Source organism: Thermoflexus hugenholtzii, assembly GCF_018771565.1.
Taxonomy (GTDB): domain Bacteria; phylum Chloroflexota; class Anaerolineae; order Thermoflexales; family Thermoflexaceae; genus Thermoflexus; species Thermoflexus hugenholtzii_A.
Map to the genome: position 1 here is coordinate 2205865 of NZ_CP076326.1, position 17350 is coordinate 2223214.

12 protein-coding genes are annotated in these 17350 nt (G+C 70.0%); 9 read left to right on the forward strand and 3 right to left on the reverse strand.

Features of this window, described 5'->3' with window-relative positions; translation table 11 throughout:
• Positions 1 to 143: 143 nt before the first annotated feature.
• On the forward strand, positions 144 to 2558 hold the full coding sequence (locus KNN16_RS09950) for a tetratricopeptide repeat protein (protein ID WP_303896691.1): 2415 nt from the start codon (positions 144 to 146) through the stop codon (positions 2556 to 2558).
• Between the two features lie 721 nt (positions 2559 to 3279).
• Here KNN16_RS09950 and KNN16_RS09955 read toward each other — a convergent pair.
• Both KNN16_RS09955 and KNN16_RS09960 read right to left on the reverse strand, forming a co-directional pair.
• Complete coding sequence (locus tag KNN16_RS09955) at positions 3280 to 3930, reverse strand: 50S ribosomal protein L25 (protein ID WP_303896692.1); 651 nt, start codon at positions 3928 to 3930, stop codon at positions 3280 to 3282.
• 54 nt (positions 3931 to 3984) lie between these two features.
• Positions 3985 to 4431 (reverse strand): hypothetical protein, encoded by a 447-nt coding sequence (locus tag KNN16_RS09960; protein ID WP_303896693.1) that lies wholly within the window; start codon positions 4429 to 4431, stop codon positions 3985 to 3987.
• 419 nt (positions 4432 to 4850) lie between these two features.
• Here KNN16_RS09960 and argC point away from each other — a divergent pair, with 419 nt between their 5' ends.
• The 7 genes from argC (at position 4851) to KNN16_RS09995 (ending at position 12998) form a co-directional block, all read left to right on the forward strand.
• Positions 4851 to 5864, forward strand: a complete 1014-nt coding sequence (argC, locus tag KNN16_RS09965; RefSeq protein ID WP_303896695.1) for an N-acetyl-gamma-glutamyl-phosphate reductase — start codon at positions 4851 to 4853, stop codon at positions 5862 to 5864.
• Between the two features lie 28 nt (positions 5865 to 5892).
• On the forward strand, positions 5893 to 6621 hold the full coding sequence (gene argB / locus KNN16_RS09970; protein WP_299287895.1) for an acetylglutamate kinase: 729 nt from the start codon (positions 5893 to 5895) through the stop codon (positions 6619 to 6621).
• Between the two features lie 2 nt (positions 6622 to 6623).
• Positions 6624 to 7826 (forward strand): aspartate aminotransferase family protein, encoded by a 1203-nt coding sequence (locus KNN16_RS09975; protein WP_303896697.1) that lies wholly within the window; start codon positions 6624 to 6626, stop codon positions 7824 to 7826.
• Between the two features lie 21 nt (positions 7827 to 7847).
• The gene (locus KNN16_RS09980) at positions 7848 to 8363 is read left to right on the forward strand and encodes an N-acetyltransferase (RefSeq protein WP_303896698.1); all 516 of its coding nucleotides are present in this window, start codon (positions 7848 to 7850) and stop codon (positions 8361 to 8363) included.
• Positions 8364 to 8381: 18 nt separating this feature from the next.
• On the forward strand, positions 8382 to 9614 hold the full coding sequence (locus tag KNN16_RS09985; RefSeq protein ID WP_303896699.1) for an argininosuccinate synthase: 1233 nt from the start codon (positions 8382 to 8384) through the stop codon (positions 9612 to 9614).
• Positions 9615 to 9749: 135 nt separating this feature from the next.
• Positions 9750 to 11132, forward strand: coding sequence for an argininosuccinate lyase (argH, locus tag KNN16_RS09990; protein ID WP_303896701.1), 1383 nt, complete (start codon positions 9750 to 9752; stop codon positions 11130 to 11132).
• Positions 11133 to 11495: 363 nt separating this feature from the next.
• Positions 11496 to 12998: a leucyl aminopeptidase gene (locus tag KNN16_RS09995; protein ID WP_303896702.1), complete on the forward strand. Its 1503-nt coding sequence runs from the start codon at positions 11496 to 11498 to the stop codon at positions 12996 to 12998.
• Positions 12999 to 13094: 96 nt separating this feature from the next.
• On the opposite strand, the gene KNN16_RS10000 is transcribed toward KNN16_RS09995, so the two are convergent.
• A complete protein-coding gene (locus KNN16_RS10000) occupies positions 13095 to 14039 on the reverse strand; it encodes a branched-chain amino acid transaminase (protein ID WP_299287267.1) in 945 nt (314 codons plus the stop codon).
• A 268-nt stretch (positions 14040 to 14307) separates the two neighbouring features.
• Here KNN16_RS10000 and KNN16_RS10005 point away from each other — a divergent pair, with 268 nt between their 5' ends.
• Positions 14308 to 17217: a penicillin-binding protein gene (locus KNN16_RS10005; protein ID WP_303896703.1), complete on the forward strand. Its 2910-nt coding sequence runs from the start codon at positions 14308 to 14310 to the stop codon at positions 17215 to 17217.
• The last annotated feature ends 133 nt before the right edge of the window (positions 17218 to 17350 follow it).

The window sequence follows — 17350 nt, forward strand, 5'->3', positions numbered from 1 at the left end:
CAGACCGGAGACGGTGAAGTCCTCCCCGACCCTGGGGGATTGGGAGTTGGGTTGGGATCGGATAAACTAAATTCCAACCCGGATGGCTGCGGTGGGAGAGAGGCGCTGCGTCTAAGAGCACTCCACAGGGAAAGGGGCTTCGGATGCACCGGCAGGGATCCTTCCGAGGATGGTGGCGCTGGGCGGTGATGGGCGTGGTGTTGTTCGGGCTGGCGGCTTTCTTGGCGAGATGGCCGCGGCCGTCCTCCCTTCCCTCCCGGACGCGGACGCCGCTCCCTTCCCCCACCGTCCCGGCGACCCCATCGCCTACCCCCTCGCCGACGCCGACCCCCACGCCCCTTCCCGGGGAGTGGCTGGATCGAGGGCGCAGGGCCATGCGGGTGGGAGCGTTTGAGGAGGCTGCCGCCGCCTATGCGGCAGCGTTGCAGGGCGCTTTGCCTCCGGAGGCTGCCGGCGAAGCGTGGGTCGGATGGGGACGGGCCTTGCTGGCCGCCGAGCAGCCGGCGGAGGCCGCCCGGGTCCTCGCCCAGGCCCCCGTGGAGGAGCTGCCCCCCGAGTGGGCCCGCGGGGTCTGGACGCTCCGGGGAGACGCCCGGCGGGCGGCCGGGGATCCGGCCGGAGCCGCCGAGGCGTATGGCCACGCCCTCGGCATGGGCTCTCCCCTGACGGTGGAGCTCCGGATGCGCCGCGCCCTCGCCCTGCAGGAGGCGGGCCGGCTGGAGGCCGCCGCGGCGGAGCTGCGGGCCGCCCTGCCCGCGGCCCGGGACCCCAGCCAGGAGGCTGCCCTCCGGGAGCGGCTGGCGGAGACCCTGGAGGCCCTCCAGGCCTACCCGGCCGCCCTCGAGCAATATGAGGCCATCCTGGCTTTCGCCCAAAACCGCGCCTACCGCGCGTATATCGAATGGCGGGCGGCCCAGGTGCTTCTCACCGCCGGCCAGACCCCGGAGGGCTACGCCCGGCTCCAGCGGCTGATCCGGGAGGCTCCCGATACCCTTGCCGCCTACAACGCCCTGGTCCGCCTGGTGGAGGCAGGGATCCCGGTGCCGGATGATCTGCGGGGCCGGATCGACGCCGCCGCCGGGCAGTGTCTCCCGGCTGTCCAGGCCTTCGAGCGCTGGATCGCCGCCCACCCGGACCACGGGGACATCCACTACGAGGCCGCCCTCTGTTATCGGGACCTGGGGAACCTGCAGGCCGCCCACGCTCATCTCGACGCCCTGATCCGCGATCACCCGGAGGCCTCCCGCTGGGCGGAGGGATGGCTGGAGAAAGGGCGGCTGTGGATCCGAAGCGGGGCGGTGGAGTCCGCCGTGGCCCTCTGGCGACAGTTCCTCGCCCGTTTCCCGACCCATCCCTTCACCCCTCGTCTGCTCTATGAGGCCGCCCGCCTCCTGGAGCGGAACGGAGCGGAGGAAGCGGCGGAGGGGTTCTATCGTCTCCTCGCCGAGCGCTTCCCGGCGGATCCGCGCGCGCCGGAGGCCCGGCATCGGCAGGGGGTGCTGGCCTACGGCCGTGGGGATCTCGACGCGGCGGCCGCGGCATGGGAGGCGTTGCGAAGCCGGTATCCGGAGGCGCCGGAGGCCCTGGCCGCTCGCTTCTGGCTGGGGAAGGTGGCCCTGGCCCGCGGGGATCGCGCGCGGGCGGAGGCGGAGTGGCAGGCTGTCGTCGCCCAGGCCTCCGGGCGCTTCCTCGGGGAGCGGGCCCGCATGCTTCTGCAGGGCGAGGACCTCACCGACCTGCCCGAAACCCTGGAACTCCCGGATCCGGAGGCGGGCCGGGCGGAGGCCGAGGAATGGCTGCGGGCCCGCCTGGGGATCACCGGGACGCTTCCCCTCTCGCCGTCCGTGGGGCTGACGGATCCCCTCTGGCAGGCCGGCGCGGAGGCCTGGCGGGTGGGCTGGGTGGAGGAGGCGCGCGGGCTCTGGACCGCCTTGCGGCAGCGCGTGGAGGATCCCCTGGCGCTGTATGCCCTGGCCCTGGCCTTCCGGGAGCAGGGGGCAGACGCCCTGGCCGTCCAGGCAGCCGCCCAGCTGCTCGCCCGCCTCCGGGTGGATCCCCGGGAGGCGCCGCCCTTCCTGGCCCGGCTGGCCTATCCCGTGCCTTATCCGGATCGGGTTCTCGAGGAGGCGCAACGTCGCCATCTGCCGCCTCTCCTGCTGTATGCGGTGATGCGCCAGGAGAGCCTGTTCGATCCCTACGCGGTCTCCTCGGCCCGGGCCCGCGGGCTGATGCAGATCATCCCGCCCACGGCGCAGGCCATCGCCGAGGCGCTGGGCCAGCCGTATCGGGAGTCCTGGTTGCATCGTCCGGCGGTGAGCATCGCCTTCGGGGCCTATTATCTGGCCCAGCAACGGGATCGCTTTGGGGGGAACCTGTGGGTGGCCCTGGCCGCTTACAACGGGGGGCCGGGGAACGCAGCGCGCTGGTGGGCGACGGCGCGGGGGGATCCCGACCTGTTCTACGAGCGGATCACCCTGGAGGAGACCCGCCGATATCTGGAGCGGGTCGTCGAACACCTCGCCGTATATCGGGCCCTCTACGCCGGGCGCGCCAAATGAGTTCAGCCCGGAGAGGCCGGGCGGGTCCATAGAACCCAACCCGGGAAGGCCTCCGTCGGCCTGCACGCCGAATGAATTCGGCCTCCGGTGGCCTTCGGTCGACGGTCGGCCTGCGCCGACCAGAAAGACCCTCCTCGCGTCGGCGAAGGCCGATTTCAATCGGCACAGAGCCTTCGGCCGGCGGCCTGCACGCCGAATGAATTCGGCCTCCGGTGGCCTCCGGTCGACGGTCGGCCTGCGCCGACCAGAAAGACCCTCCTCGCGTCGGCGAAGGCCGATTTCAATCGGCACAGAGCCTTCGGCCGGCGGCCTGCACGCCGAATGAATTCGGCCTCCAGGGGCCTCCGGCCGACGGTCGACCTGCGCCAACCGAAAAAGCACGCTCCGCGTCGGCGAAGGCCGACGCCCGGCGCGCAGCGCCTTGGAAGGCCGATTTCAATCGGCACAAAAGCCTTCGGCCGACGGTCGGCCTGCGCCGACCGAAAAAGCACGCTCCGCGTCGGCGAAGGCCGACGCCCGGCGCGCAAGCGCCTTGAGGGGCCGATTTCAATCGGCGTGAGAGCCTTCGGCCGACGGTCGGCCTGCGCCGACCAGAAAGACTCTCCTCCGCATTCGCGCGTTCGGGCCTCCCTTTGCGGACCGTCGACGCCTCCGGGAAAACGCGTGGCGGGCCTCCGGAGGGGCCCGCCACGCCATCGACGGGGGGATGCGGGGGGAGCGGTCACTCCTCCTCTTCCTCCTCGACCTTCTTCCCGCGTCCGATGACCTCGACCTCGGGAGCTTCCGCGGGCAGCGGGACTTCCTCGATGGCCTCCGCCGCGGGCGCGGTCACCAGCGCGATCAGCTCGTCCGGATCGCTCACGATGGTGACCCCCGGCGGCGCCTGAAGATCCCGCACGTAGATCGCCGCATCCACCCGATCCAGGACGCTCAGATCCACGGTGATGGCCTCGATGAGGTCCTTGGGAAGACATTCGATCTCCACGTGGGTCAGGCCGTGCACCAGGACGCCCTCGCCCCGCTCCACCGCCGGGGAGGCGCCCTTGAAGATCACCGGGACCTCCACCCGGATCTTCTCCGTCATCTCGATGGCCTGGAAATCGACGTGGAGGATCTCCCGGCGGATGGGCTCGCGCTGCACCTCGCGGATCAGCGCCAGGTGAGTCTCGCCGTCCACCTGGAGGGTGATCAGCCGGGCGCCGCCCCGGGCCTGGGAGAGAACCCGTTGCAGCTCCCGGCCCTCGACCTGGATGGGGAGGGGCGAGATGTGGCGCCCGTAAAGCACTGCCGGGATCCATCCCTGGCGGCGGAGGGCTTTCACGGCTTTCCCGATCACGTTTCGAGGTTTCGCGTTCAGCACCAGCTCGGCCATCGCCTCTCACCTCAAAGAAGGATTGGAAAAACCTGCGGATCCTGGGGGCCGTCCTCATCCCCCAGACCTGGATTTCATCGCACGGACCCGGCGGCTCAGGGTCCAGCCCAGGAGCGTGCCCAGGAGGAGGCCGAGGAGCAGGCCGATCCATGAGGCCTGCGGGCCGGCGGGCGTTCCCTCCACGGAGCGGGCGAGGATCAACCCGGCCCGCCCGCCGTGCATCCGGAGGTTGCGGGCGAGCACCAGGCCGGCCCAGCTCTCGTGGAGCTCCGCCTCCCGGGAGGAGGCCAGCCCGACCGCGCTTTCCCGAAATTCCATGCGCACGCCCCGCGCTGTTCCGAAGGCCGCGCGCTGGGCGTGGACCTGGTTGGCCGCAAGGTGGGAGATGGCCGCCTCCTGGCACGTGGCCGTGTTAGCGATCAGGGATCCCACCTGGGCTCTGGAGAGCGCGATCGACTCCGCGCTCAGGGCTTCCGGCCTTCGAGGTTCGGCCTCCGACATCCTCGGACCTCAGGTTTAGATCCGATGGGACCTCCCGCGCCGCAGGGGAGCGCCCTCGGGCCGACAGGACAGGCCGCCGTCGGGGGGCGAGCGCACATCACCCCACCGCCCCCACCTCCTTGCCGAAGGGATTGTATAGGGCCCGGGCAGGGGCGTCAAGCCAGAGCCCCTATCTTGACAGATCCCAGCGACCTGATTATGATTAAGGCCAAATCCTGGGATGAGGATCCGCATGACGGTGGCTTTCATCCGCTTCCCACGCATCCGTCGTCTGGAGACCCTGCCGGGCATCGGGTCCGGTGCGGGGAGGCGGGTGATTGGCCCTTGATCGAATCCTCCCAAGGATCGCGCAAACCCCCCGGACTCGATGTCCGGGGGGTTTTTGTTTTCCCGAACGCTCTGGATCCGGAGGCGCAGGGATGTGGCGTGTGGGAATCTACGGGGTGACCGGCTACGCCGGGTTCGAGGTCTTCCGCCTGCTGCGGCGACACCCGGCGGTGGAGATCGTCTTCGCCGCCTCGGAGAGCGGCGCCGGCAACGTCCTCTCCCAGCTCTTCCCCACTACGGAGGACTTCCCGGTGGTGGGCTTCGCGGAAGCCCCCCTGGATCAGGTGGACGCGGTGTTCCTGGCGTTGCCCCACGGGATCTCCGCTTCGGTGGCCCGCCAGGCCCACGCCGCCGGCGTGCGCGTCATCGACCTCTCCGCCGACTTCCGCCTGAAGGACCCTGCGACCTATGCCCGATGGTATCGGGAAGAGCATCCCGTCCCCGAGCTGTTGCCTGAGGCGGTCTACGGCCTGACGGAATGGAACCGGGCGGCCATCCGGGAGGCGACGCTGATCGCCAACCCCGGCTGCTACCCCACCGCCACCCTCCTGGCCCTGCTCCCCCTGGCCCAGGCCGGGGCCGTGGGGCCCGGCCCCATCGTGGTGGACGCGAAGTCCGGGGTCTCCGGGGCTGGCCGCAAGCCCTCCCTCACCACCCACTTCGTGGAGGTGGATGAGAACCTCAGCCCCTACAGCATCGGCCGGGCTCACCGCCATCTGCCGGAGATGGAACAGATGCTGCAGGCCGTTCACGGCGGCCTCGGCCCCCTGGTGTTCTCCCCCCAGCTGCTCCCGGTGGCCCGGGGCATCCTGGCCACGATCTACGTCCCCCTCGCCCCCGGCTGGACCGAGGCGATGGTCCACGAGCTGCTGACCGAGGTGTATGGGCGCGAGCCCTTCGTGAAGGTGTTGCCTCGCGGGACGCTGGCGACGCTCCGCCACAGCGTGGGGACGAACTTCTGCGTGCTCTCGGTGACCGGCGTGCCGGAGGCCGGCATGGTCATCGTGACGTCTTCCATCGACAACCTGATCAAGGGCGCCGCCGGACAGGCGGTCCAGAACTTCAACGTGATGTTCGGGATCGAGGAGACGGCGGGCCTTCTGTGAGCGCGCGGCGGTGAGGAGGGGAGAGACGATGCGAGTGATCAAGATCGGCGGCCACGAGCTGGACCAGCCCTCTTTCCTGGAGGGCCTGATCGCCGCCCTGCGCCGGATGCGACCGCTGCCCCTCCTGGTCCACGGCGGGGGGAAGGCGGTGAGCGCCTGGCAGCAACGGGTGGGGCTCACCCCGCGCTACATCGGCGGGCTGCGGGTGACTGACGACGAGACCCGGGAGCTGGCGGTGATGACCCTGGCGGGGCTGACCAACAAGTCCCTGGTGGCGGCCCTGACCCAGGCCGGCCTCCCCGCCCTGGGCCTGTGCGGGGCCGACCTGGCCCTGGTGCGGGTGGAGCCCCTGCCGGAGCTGGGATGGGTGGGGAAACCGTCGGCGGTGGATGCGGAGCGCCTCCGGCATTGGCTGGCGGAGGGGCTGCTGCCGGTGATCGCCCCCATCGGCCTGGGGCCCGGCGGCCTCTACAACGTCAACGCCGACCAGATGGCGGCGGCCATCGCCGCGGCCCTCCCCGCCGAGGAGCTGGTCTTCCTGACCGACGTCCCGGGGGTGCAAGCGGAAGGGATGGTCCGGCCTTCCCTCCGCGCCCGGGAGGCGGAGGCGCTGATCGCCGCCGGCGTCATCCGCGACGGCATGATCCCCAAAGTGCGCTCGGCCCTGGAAGCCCTCGCCGCCGGCGTCCGACGGGTTCGCATCACGAACCTGAGCGGCCTGGAGGCCGGCGGCACCGAGATCCTCGCGGAGGCATAGCGATGGAGGCAGAGGCCCTGATCGCCCTGGCGGAACGGGTGCTGGCGCCCACCTACCGGCGCCCTCCCGTGCTCTTCACCCACGGCGAGGGGATGTATGTTTACGACGCGAACGGCCGGCGCTACCTGGACTTCGTGGCCGGCATCGCTGTCTGCGCCCTGGGCCACGCGGATCCCGGGGTGGCCCAGGTGGTCGCCGAGCAAGCCCGGCGGCTGGTCCACCTGAGCAACCTCTACCACACCGAGCCCCACCTGCGCCTGGCGGAGGCCCTGGTCGCCCACAGCTTCGCCGACCGCGTCTTCTTCTGCAACTCCGGCGCTGAGGCCGCCGAGGCGGCCCTGAAGTTCGCCCGCAAGTTCGCCCGGCTCCGCTTCGGCCCCCACAAGACCGGCTTCGTCGCCTTCACCCACAGCTTCCACGGCCGCACGATGGGCGCCCTCTCCGTGACCGAGAAGCCCGCTTACCGCGAGCCCTTCGCCCCCTTAATCCCCGGGGTGACCTTCGTCCCCTTCAACGACGTGGAGGCGGCCCGGGCCTCCATCACGGAGGCGACCTGCGCGGTGATCGTGGAGCCGATCCAGGGAGAGGGCGGGGTGAACGTGGCCACCCCGGAGTTCCTCCGGGCTCTGCGGGCGCGCTGCGATGAGGTCGGCGCGCTGCTCATCTTCGACGAGGTGCAGTGCGGCCTGGGACGCACGGGGACTTTGTGGGCCTACGAGGCATATGGGGTGGAGCCGGATTTGCTGACGGTCGCCAAGCCCCTGGCCAACGGGCTGCCCATCGGGGCCGTCCTGATGCGGGAGGCGGTGGCCACGGCCCTCCAGCCCGGGGATCACGGCAGCACCTTCGCCGGCGGACCCCTGGTGACGGCGGTGGCCCTCCACGTGTTCCGACGGCTGTGCGATCCCGCCTTCCTGGCCCACGTGCGGGAGGTGGGGGAATACCTGATGGCGCGCCTGCAGGCTCTGGCGCTCCCCGGCGTGAAGGAGATCCGGGGCCGGGGCCTGCTGGTGGGGATCGAGATCGAGGGGGACGCCCGGGCCGTGGTCGCCGCCGCCCTGGAGCGGGGCCTGCTGATCACCACCGCCGGCGACACGGTGGTGCGCCTGGTCCCCCCGCTGATCGTCGAGCGGGCCCACATCGACGAGGCCCTGGGGATCCTGGAGGAGGCCATGCGGGCGGCTCTTCCCTCCCGCCCTTCCTAACGCCTGAACCGGAGGCATCCGATGGTGCGGATCCGACCGGCCCGACCGGAGGACATCCCCGCCCTGTTCGCCCTGGTGGACGCTTACGCCCGGCGGGGATTGTTGCTGCCACGATCCGAAGAGGAGATCGTGGCCACCCTGTCGGATTGGATCGTGGCGGAGGCGGAGGGCCGGATGGTGGGATGCGGCTCCCTGGTCTGGATGAGCCCGACCCTGGTGGAGATCCGCTCCCTGGCCGTGGCCGAGGATTATCAAGGCAACGGCGCGGGGGGCGCCATCGTCCAGGCGTTGGTCCGGCGCGCCCGGGCGGCCGGGGCCCGGGTCGTGTTCGCCCTCACCCGGGCCGTCCCCTTCTTCGAGCGCCTGGGCTTCGCGGTGACGGAGCGGGAACGTTTCCCCGAGAAGGTCTGGCGGGACTGCGTGCGCTGCCCCCTGCGGGAGCGCTGCGACGAAGTGGCGGTGGTCTACGCCTTCCCGGAGGATGAGGCCGGAGCGGAAGGCCAACAGCGGAACCCTGGATCCCGGAACCCCACGTGAATTTCCGAGGAGGCTCCTATGGTTCGCAAGGTGGTGCTGGCGTATTCCGGCGGACTGGACACCTCCACCATCATCCCGTGGCTGCGGGAGACGTATGGGTGCGAGGTGATCGCCTTCTGCGCTGACATCGGCCAGGGGGAGGAGGAGTTGCGCGGGGTGGAGGAGCGGGCCTACGCCGGCGGGGCGTCCAAGGTGATCCTCCGCGACCTGCGCGAGGAGTTCCTGCGGGACTACGTGCTGCCCACGGTGCAGGCCGGCGCCGTCTATGAGGGCAAATACCTGCTGGGGACGGCGATGGCCCGCCCCCTGATCGCCAAACATCAGGTCCAGATCGCCCTGGAGGAGGGAGCGGACGCCGTGGCCCATGGAGCCACCGGCAAGGGCAACGACCAGGTCCGCTTCGAGCTGGCCTACCAGGCCCTGGCGCCCCATCTGCGGGTGATCGCCCCATGGCGGGAGTGGTCCATCACCTCCCGCCGCGAGGCCTATGAATACGCCCGCGCCCACGGGGTGCCCATCGAGTGGAGCACCAGCCGCTACAGCCGCGATCGGAACCTCTGGCACGTCTCCCACGAGGGCGGCCCCCTGGAGGACCCGGACTGGGAGCCCGAGGAGGACGTCTTCCTCTGGACCACGGATCCCACCCGCGCCCCGGAGACCCCTGAGACCATCACCCTGGCCTTCGAGCAGGGGGTCCCGGTGGCCCTCAACGGCCAGCCGATGGGCCTGGTGCCCCTGATGGAGGCCCTCAACGCCCTGGGGGCCAAGCACGGCATCGGACGGGTGGATCTGGTGGAGAACCGGCTGGTGGGGATGAAGTCCCGCGGCGTTTACGAGACACCGGGTGGCACCATCCTGGTGGAGGCCCTGCGGGCCCTGGAGACCCTGTGCCTGGACCGCGAGACCATGCACTTCAAGCAGGCCCTGGCCCTGCGCTACGCGGAGCTGGTCTACTACGGCTGGTGGTTCAGCCCTCTGCGCGAGGCTATGGACGCCTTCGTGAAGGTCGTGATGCGGAACGTGACCGGGGAAGTCCGCCTCAAACTGTATAAGGGGAACGTGTGGGTGGTGGGCCGGCGCTCGCCCTACAGCCTCTACCGGGAGGACATCGTCTCCTTCGATACCGTGGGGGCCTACGACCACAAGGACGCCGCCGGCTTCATCCGGCTGTTCGGGCTCCCGCTCAAAGTGCACGGCCTGGTCCGCCGCGGGCTGCGCGGGGCTCCCCGCGCTCCCGAAGAGCGGGATTGAGGCCCCCCACGGGCCGGGAGGCTGGCCCCACCGGTTTTCGGATCGGCACGAAGCCCGATCTTCGAACCCCTCAGTGTGGGGTCCGCGCCCTGCGGACCCCACACCCGCGAAATCCGGGTCGAGAAAGGAGCGAGGATGCGCCTCTGGGGGACCGCGGAGAACCTGCCGCTGGATCCGGCCTTCGAGCGGCTCAACGCTTCGCTGCCGTTCGACCGTCGCCTGTATCCCCAGGACATCCGGGGCTCCATCGCCTGGGCCCGGGCCCTGGCCCGGGCCGGGATCCTGAGCCCCGAGGAGCAGCAGGCCATCGAGGAGGGCTTGCAACGGGTTCGGGAGGAGCTGGACGCCGGCCTCTTCCTCTTCCGGCCCACCGATGAGGACATCCACACAGCGGTCGAACGGCGGCTCACGGAGCTCATCGGCCCGGCCGCCGGCAAGCTCCACACCGGGCGCAGCCGGAACGACCAGGTGGCGACGGACCTCCGGCTTTTCCTGATGGACGAGTGGCCGGAGCTGGAGGGCAGGCTGCGCGCGCTGGAGGAATCCCTGGTGCGGCAGGCGGAGGCGCACCCGGATCTCCTGATGCCGGGCTACACGCATCTGCAGCGGGCCCAGCCCATCCGCTACGCCCAGTGGTGCCTGGCCCACGCCTGGGCTTTCGAACGGGACCGGGAGCGGCTGCAGGAGGCCTTCCCCCGCCTGGCTACCCTCCCCCTGGGCAGCGGCGCCCTCGCCGGCACGCCCTTCCCCATCGACCGGGAGGCCCTGGCCCGGGAGCTGGGCTTCCGTCAGGTCTCCCCCAACAGCCTGGACGCGGTCTCCGATCGGGACTTCGTCGCCGAATTCCTCTTCATCGCTGCTATGATCGGGGTTCATCTCAGCCGCCTGGCCGAGGACCTCGTCCTGTTCGCCAGCGCGGAGTTCGGGTTCATCGAGCTGGATCCCGCCTACACCACCGGCTCCAGCCTGATGCCCCAGAAGCGCAACCCCGACGCCCTGGAGCTGGCCCGGGCGAAGGCCGGCCGGCTCATCGGGCATCTCACCGGTTTCCTCACGGTGCTCAAGGGCCTGCCCTCCGGCTATAACAAGGACCTCCAGGAGGACAAGGAGCCGGTCTTCGATGCGGTGGACACGCTGCGGGCGGTGCTGGCCGTGATGCCCGGCCTGATCGCGACCATGCGGCCGCGGCCGGAACGCATGCGCGCGGCCCTGGAGGAGGCCATGCTGGCCACGGAGCTCGCCGACTACCTGGTGCGCAAAGGCGTGCCCTTCCGGGAAGCCCATCGGGCGGTGAGCGCGCTGGTGCAGGAGGCCCTTCGGGAGGGGGAGGCCCTGAGCGCCCTTCCCCTGGAGCGGATGCGCCGGCATCACCCGGCTTTCGAAGCGGACGTCTTCGCCGCCCTGGACCCCGAGGCCGCGGTGGAGCGACGGGCCGCCGTGGGGGGGACGGCCCGGGCGGCCGTGGAAGCCCAAATTCGGGCCCTCCGGGCCCGCCTGGCCCCAGCCGACTTCCGGTAGGAGAGACTTACAGGTTTTCCACGTTCAAACGGCGCTCGGGGCAGGAGTTCCGGCCTCGTTACCGGTAATACCCCAGTCGAGCCCAAAGCCTATCCGGTAGGAGCGGCTTTAGCCGCGAATGATGGCTTGAACCCGGGATCTACGGAACCGGATAAGGGCGTTGGGGGATCGGTTCAGAATTAAGGGGTTCTGGGGATGAGCCCCAGGGCCGACCGGGGCTTCCGTCTGCGGATCCGCTCATGGCTCTCAAAAACCAAAAAGCCTCGGGTCTTCAGGATGTTCAAGGCGCAGCTGGCACGATAGGGGTCTCCTCCTCCCGCACTATAATTCCCTCCGAACCTGGCATACACGGGAGGGATGCCCATGCGCGTGGAAGTTCGGATCGGAGCCGTTCAGGAGGTGGAGGCGGATGCGGTGGTGGTGAACCTGTTCGAGGGCGTGACGACGCCGGGCGGGGCCACGGCGGCCGTGGATCGCGCCCTGGAGGGTCGGATCTCGCGGGTGCTCGCCGCCGGGGACTTTCGGGGCCGTCTGGGAGAGACCCTGGTCCTCTACACCGACGGGCGCATCCCCGCGCCCCGGGTGATCCTGGTCGGGCTGGGCCCGGAGGCTTCTTTTAACGCCGAAAAAGTCCGCCACGCGGCCGCCGCCGCGGCCCAGCGCGCCCGGGACCTGCGGGTGCGGACCCTGGCGACGGTGGTCCACGGAGCGGGCCGGGGCGGGCTCTCCCCGGAGGAAGCCGCCCAGGCCACCGTGGAGGGGGTCCTGCTGGGCCTTTACACTTACCAGCGAAAGAAGGAGAACGCCGGAGGATCAGGGCCGGAGACCCTTCTGCTGGTGGAGTTCGACGCCGCCAAGGAAGCGGCCATCGCCGCAGGCGCCCGCCGCGCCGAGACCCTCGCCCGCTTCGTGAACCGGGTGCGGGACTGGGTGAACGAGCCGGGCTCCGATATGACGCCTCGCCGGCTGGCCGAGGAGGTCCGCGGGCTGGCCGCCGAGGTCGGCGTGCGGGTCCAGGTCCTGGATGAGCACCAGATCACCGCCCTGGGGATGGGAGCCCTCACGGCGGTGGCCCGCGGCAGCGAGGAGCCTCCCCGCTTCATCATCCTGGAATACGCGCCGGAGGGCCGCCTGGAGCGGCCAGTGGTCCTGGTGGGGAAGGGGATCACCTTCGACAGCGGCGGGCTCAACCTCAAGAGCGAGGAAGGCATGCTCACGATGAAGGGGGATATGGCCGGCGCGGCCGCGGTGCTCGGGGCGACCCTGGCCGCCGCCGCGCTGGGGCTGCCGGTCCCGGTGGTGGCCCTCGCCCCCGCCTGCGAGAACATGCCCTCCGGCAAATCCTACAAGCCCGGGGATATCCTGCGGGCCCTCAACGGCAAAACCATCGAGATCGTGAACACCGATGCCGAGGGACGGCTGATCCTGGCGGATGCCCTCTCTTACGCCGCCCGCTACGCGCCCCGCGCGGTGATCGACGTGGCCACCCTGACCGGGGCAGCCATCATCGCCCTGGGCCAGGATGTGGCCGCCGCCCTGTTCTCGGACCACGAGGAGCTGGCCGCTGCGCTGCTGCGGGCCGCCGAGGCCACCGGCGAGCGGCTCTGGCGCATGCCCCTGTGGGAGGATTACCTGGAGCGGATCAAGAGCGACGTCGCCGACGTCAAGAACAGCGGGGGTCGCTACGGTGGGCTGGGGACCTCCGCCATGTTCCTCAAGCAGTTCGCCCCCGAGGGCGTCCCCTGGGCCCATCTGGACATCGCCCCGATGGATATGGCGGAGAAGGCCCGGGGTTACATACCCAAGGGAGGGACCGGATTCGGGGTGCGGCTGCTGGTGCGCTACCTGGAGGATCCTCGGCCATAGGGCCCGCCGAGGAGCAGCCCTTTCCTTAGAAGAGAGAAAATCAAGGGCCGGAGGGGCTCCCGGGCGCCCTCCGGCCCTGGTTGCCCGAGCCCGCGCCTATCCGCGGGCGGCCCCTACCGGCTCCGGCACATAGACCGGGACGCACCAGCTCCGATACTTCGGCACCTTCCCCCGCACCACATCGAAGTAGAGATCATGGAGCCGCCGGGTGATCGGCCCGATCTCCCCGTTGCCCACCGGCCGCCGGTCCACTGAGACCACCGGGACGAGCTGGACGCCGGTGCCGCACAGGAACATCTCGTCGGCGTAATACAGCTCGGTGCGATCGATGTGGCGCTCCACCGTCGGGATCCCCAGCTCGTTGTGGGCCAGCTCGATGATGGTGCGCCGGGTGATCCCCTCCAGGATCTCATCGGTCACCGGCGGGGTGATCAGGACGCCGTTCCGGATGATGAAGAGGTTCTCGGCGCTCCCCTCGGCCACGTGGCCGTCCTCGGTCAGCACGATGGCCTCGTCGAAGCCGTTGAGCATGGCCTCGCTCTTGGCCAGGGCGGAGTTCACGTAGGCCCCGGTGATCTTGGAGCGGGCGGGGATGGCGTTGTCGTTGATCCGCCGCCAGGAGGAGACCATCACGTGGGCCGCCTCCCGCTCGATGTAGTGGCCGAAGGGGGTGGTCCAGATGGTCAGCTCCTCCTTGAGGTTGTGCAGACGGACCCCGATGACCTCGTCCGCCTTGTAGGCGATGGGGCGGATGTAGACGTCCTCCCGGTAGCCCTCTTTCTGAAGCAGCTCGACGGTGATGCGGGTGAGGTCGTCGGGGGTGTAGGGGAAGCTCATCAGGAGCATGCGGGCGGAGGCGAGGAGTCGCTCGTAGTGCTCACGGGGCCGGAAGATGAAGAGCTGCTGCTCTTCCTCGTTCCAGTAGGCCCGTATCCCTTCGAAGACGCCGGTGCCGTAGTTGAAGGCGTGGGTGCGCACGCTGATCACCGCCTCCTCGATGGGCACGATGCGACCTTTGAAGAACGCATAGCGGCCGCTCATGGCCTTCCCCCTCTGGAAAGGTGGTGAACATCCAGCGGGCCCGGAGGTCCGCACCGATGCGGAGCGCGGGCCGAGGCCCCGCTTTCATTATAGCGCGGCCGGGACCCCGCCGGCCCTGGCCGGAACTGGCCGGAACCGGATGGGGCATCCGTTCGCCTGTGCGGTAGAATGATCCATGCGAGGGGAGCGGGATGCAGAAACCCGGAAGCCCCTGATGGGTGTTCTGAGCGGAAGCGTTCCCGCATTTTGCGAGAGAGGATGGGATGCGATGGCCCTTCGACCCGGGGACTTCAGCTGGCTGCTGGAGCGACGACGGATGCGGCGGGCCCGCCGCCACCAGGGGGCCGCCCGATGGGTCCGCCTGGCGCTGGCGCTGGGGATCTTCGGCCTCACCGGGATGGGATTGTTCGGCGCGGCCGGCGCGGCCGGGGCTGCCGCCCTTTACGTCAGCCTGATCCGCCAGGCCGACCCCGCCCGCATCGAGGCCAGCGCCAGAGCCTTCGAGACCACCAAGATCTACGACCGCACCGGCCGCGTGCTCCTCTACGAGGTGATCGACCCCACCTGGGGCGACCGCACCTGGGTGCCCCTGGAGCGGATCCCCCTGGCCCTGCGCCAGGCCACCATCGCCATCGAGGATCGCTCCTTCTACGAGAACCCGGGGATCAACCCTCGCGGCCTGTTGCGGGCCTTCTGGATCAACCTGCGCACCGGCGGCGAGGTCGTCCAGGGCGGCTCCTCCATCACCCAGCAGCTGGTGAAGAACACCCTGATCGATCCCCAGGAGCGCTACCAGCGCTCCTACACCCGCAAGCTCAAGGAGATCCTGCTGGCCCTGGAGCTCTCCCGCCGCTACTCGAAGGATCAGATCCTGGAAATGTATCTGAACACGAACTTCTACGGGAACCTGGCCTACGGGGTGGAGGCCGCCTCCCAGATCTACTTCGGCAAGCACGTGTGGGAGCTGAACCTGGCGGAGTCCGCCATGCTGGCCGCCATCCCCCAGTTCCCCAGCCTGAACCCCATCGACGCCCCCCAGGAGGCCAAGCGCCGTCAGGAGATCGTGCTGGACGCGATGGTGCGGGAGGGCTACATCTCCCCCGAGGCGGCCGCGGCCGCCAAGGCCCAGCCCCTCCAGATCCGACGCCAGCCCGCCGCGCGTTTCGACATCAAAGCCCCCCACTTCTCCCTTTACGTCCGCCGCTGGCTGGAGGAGCGCTTCGGACCCGAACTGGTCCACCGTGGCGGGCTCCGGGTCTACACCACCCTGGACTGGGACCTCCAGCAATACGCCGAGCAGGCCGTCCGCCGCCACGTCGAGAAGCTGAAGGCGGAAAAGCGCAATGTGACCAACGGGGCCCTGGTGGCCATCCGGCCGAAGACCGGCGAGATCCTGGCCATGGTCGGCAGCGTGGATTACTGGGACGAATCCATCGACGGCCGTTTCAACGTGGCCGTGGACGGCCTGCGGCAGCCGGGCTCCGCCTTCAAGCCCTTCACCTACGCCACCCTGCTCAGCCAGGGCGTGCCGGCCTCCCACCTGTTCTGGGATGTCCCCAAGACCTTCGATCAGGGGCCGGGGATGCCGCCTTACGCCCCGGAGAACTACGACCGCAAGTTCCATGGCCCCCAGCGGATGCGGCTAGCCCTGGCCCGCAGCTACAACATCCCGGCCGTGGAGGCCCTGCAGATGGCCGGGATCGCCAACGTCATCCGCCTCGCCCACCGCATGGGACTCACCACCCTGGATAAAGGCCTGGATTACTACGGCCTGGCCCTCACCCTGGGCGGCGGCGAGGTGCGCCTGATCGACATGGTCTACGCCTTCAGCGTCTTCGCCAACAACGGCTTCATGGCCGGCGCCCCCGTCCCCGAAGACCGCCGCCGGCCCGGCTACCGGGAGCTGGACCCGGTCCCCGTGCTCCGGGTGGAGACCCCCGACGGGAAGGTCCTCTGGGAATACCGCCAGCCGGAGGTCCAGGCCATCCTGGACCCGCGGGTGGCCTACCTGATCACCAGCATCCTCTCGGACAAGGCCGCCCGCTGGGAGGCCTTCGGGCGCGGCAACGTCCTGGAGCTCTCCCGGCCCGCGGCGGTGAAGACGGGGACCACCAACGACTTCCGGGACAACTGGACCATCGGCTACACCCCGCAGCTGGCGGTGGGCGTGTGGGTGGGGAACACCGACAACAGCCCGATGCGGAACGTCTCCGGGATCGCTGGGGCGGCCCCCATCTGGCACGACGTGATGGAATACGCCCACCGGGACCTCCCGGTGGAGCCCTTCCAGCGGCCCCCCGGCCTGATCGAGAAGACCATCTGCGCCGTCTCCGGGAAGCTCCCCGGCCCCTACTGCCCGACGGTGAAGGAGCTGTTCATCCCGGGGACGGAACCTCAAGAGATCTGCGACCTGCACCAGGCCTTCCGTATCAACCGGGAGACCGGCAAGCTGGCCACCGCCAGCACGCCTCCAGACAAGGTGGAGGAGAAGGTCTTCCTGGTGGTCCCGCCGGAGGCCCTGGGCTGGGCCCGGGAGGCCGGCATCCCCCAGCCGCCCACGGAATACGACACCCAGTTCGCTCAGCCGGCCGGCGACGTCGCCATCCTCAACCCCGCCCCCTACGCCTACGTCCGCGGGATCGTCCCCATCCTCGGCAACGCCCGGGGGGATGTGGCCTTCTACCGGCTGGCCGTGGGGGCCGGCCTGAACCCCACCGCCTGGATCCCCATCGGCCCGGAGCACGGCAACGCCGTGGACAACGGGCTCCTGGAGAACTGGGACACCTCCGGCTTCGCCGACGGCCTCTACACCCTGCAGCTCACCGTGGTCCGCCACGACGGGAGCGTGCACACCGCCGTGGTCCCGGTGACCGTGGACCGCACCCCACCCACGGTGCGGGTGGTGTATCCGCGGGAGGGGGAGACGTATAAGCTTTCGGAGGAATGGATCAGCGTGGTCACCGAGGTCTCGGACAACTACGCCATGGACCGCGTGGAGTTCTACGCCGACGGGCAGCCCTTCGCCGTGCGCGATGCGCCGCCCTTCAACGCGAAGTGGTATTTCAACCGGGTGGAGCGGGAGCGCCTGCTGGGCTGCCACGAGTTCTGGGTGAAGGCCTACGACAAGGCCGGCAACGAGACCGAGAGCAACCACGTCCGCGCCTGCGTCACCCGCTGAGCGCCGGCCCGCAGGCCACCCACCTTGCCGATCCGCGAGCTCCCGGTTATACTTCAAGCACCAACATCGCTCCAACTTTATGGGACGGGAGGCTGCTGCCCGGGAGGGGGCGCGGGAGAGGGGTCTTCCGGGC

Excerpts from the sequence above, each read along its gene's own strand:
- argB (WP_299287895.1), top strand. The coding sequence starts at position 5,893 with ATGCGAGTGATCAAGATCGGCGGCCACGAGCTGGACCAGCCCTCTTTC.
- KNN16_RS09955 (WP_303896692.1), bottom strand. The coding sequence starts at position 3,930 with ATGGCCGAGCTGGTGCTGAACGCGAAACCTCGAAACGTGATCGGGAAA.
- KNN16_RS09985 (WP_303896699.1), top strand. The coding sequence starts at position 8,382 with ATGGTTCGCAAGGTGGTGCTGGCGTATTCCGGCGGACTGGACACCTCC.
- KNN16_RS10000 (WP_299287267.1), bottom strand. The coding sequence starts at position 14,039 with ATGAGCGGCCGCTATGCGTTCTTCAAAGGTCGCATCGTGCCCATCGAG.
- KNN16_RS09975 (WP_303896697.1), top strand. The coding sequence starts at position 6,624 with ATGGAGGCAGAGGCCCTGATCGCCCTGGCGGAACGGGTGCTGGCGCCC.
- KNN16_RS10005 (WP_303896703.1), top strand. The coding sequence starts at position 14,308 with ATGGCCCTTCGACCCGGGGACTTCAGCTGGCTGCTGGAGCGACGACGG.
- KNN16_RS09995 (WP_303896702.1), top strand. The coding sequence starts at position 11,496 with ATGCGCGTGGAAGTTCGGATCGGAGCCGTTCAGGAGGTGGAGGCGGAT.
- argH (WP_303896701.1), top strand. The coding sequence starts at position 9,750 with ATGCGCCTCTGGGGGACCGCGGAGAACCTGCCGCTGGATCCGGCCTTC.
- KNN16_RS09950 (WP_303896691.1), top strand. The coding sequence starts at position 144 with ATGCACCGGCAGGGATCCTTCCGAGGATGGTGGCGCTGGGCGGTGATG.
- argC (WP_303896695.1), top strand. The coding sequence starts at position 4,851 with ATGTGGCGTGTGGGAATCTACGGGGTGACCGGCTACGCCGGGTTCGAG.
- KNN16_RS09960 (WP_303896693.1), bottom strand. The coding sequence starts at position 4,431 with ATGTCGGAGGCCGAACCTCGAAGGCCGGAAGCCCTGAGCGCGGAGTCG.
- KNN16_RS09980 (WP_303896698.1), top strand. The coding sequence starts at position 7,848 with ATGGTGCGGATCCGACCGGCCCGACCGGAGGACATCCCCGCCCTGTTC.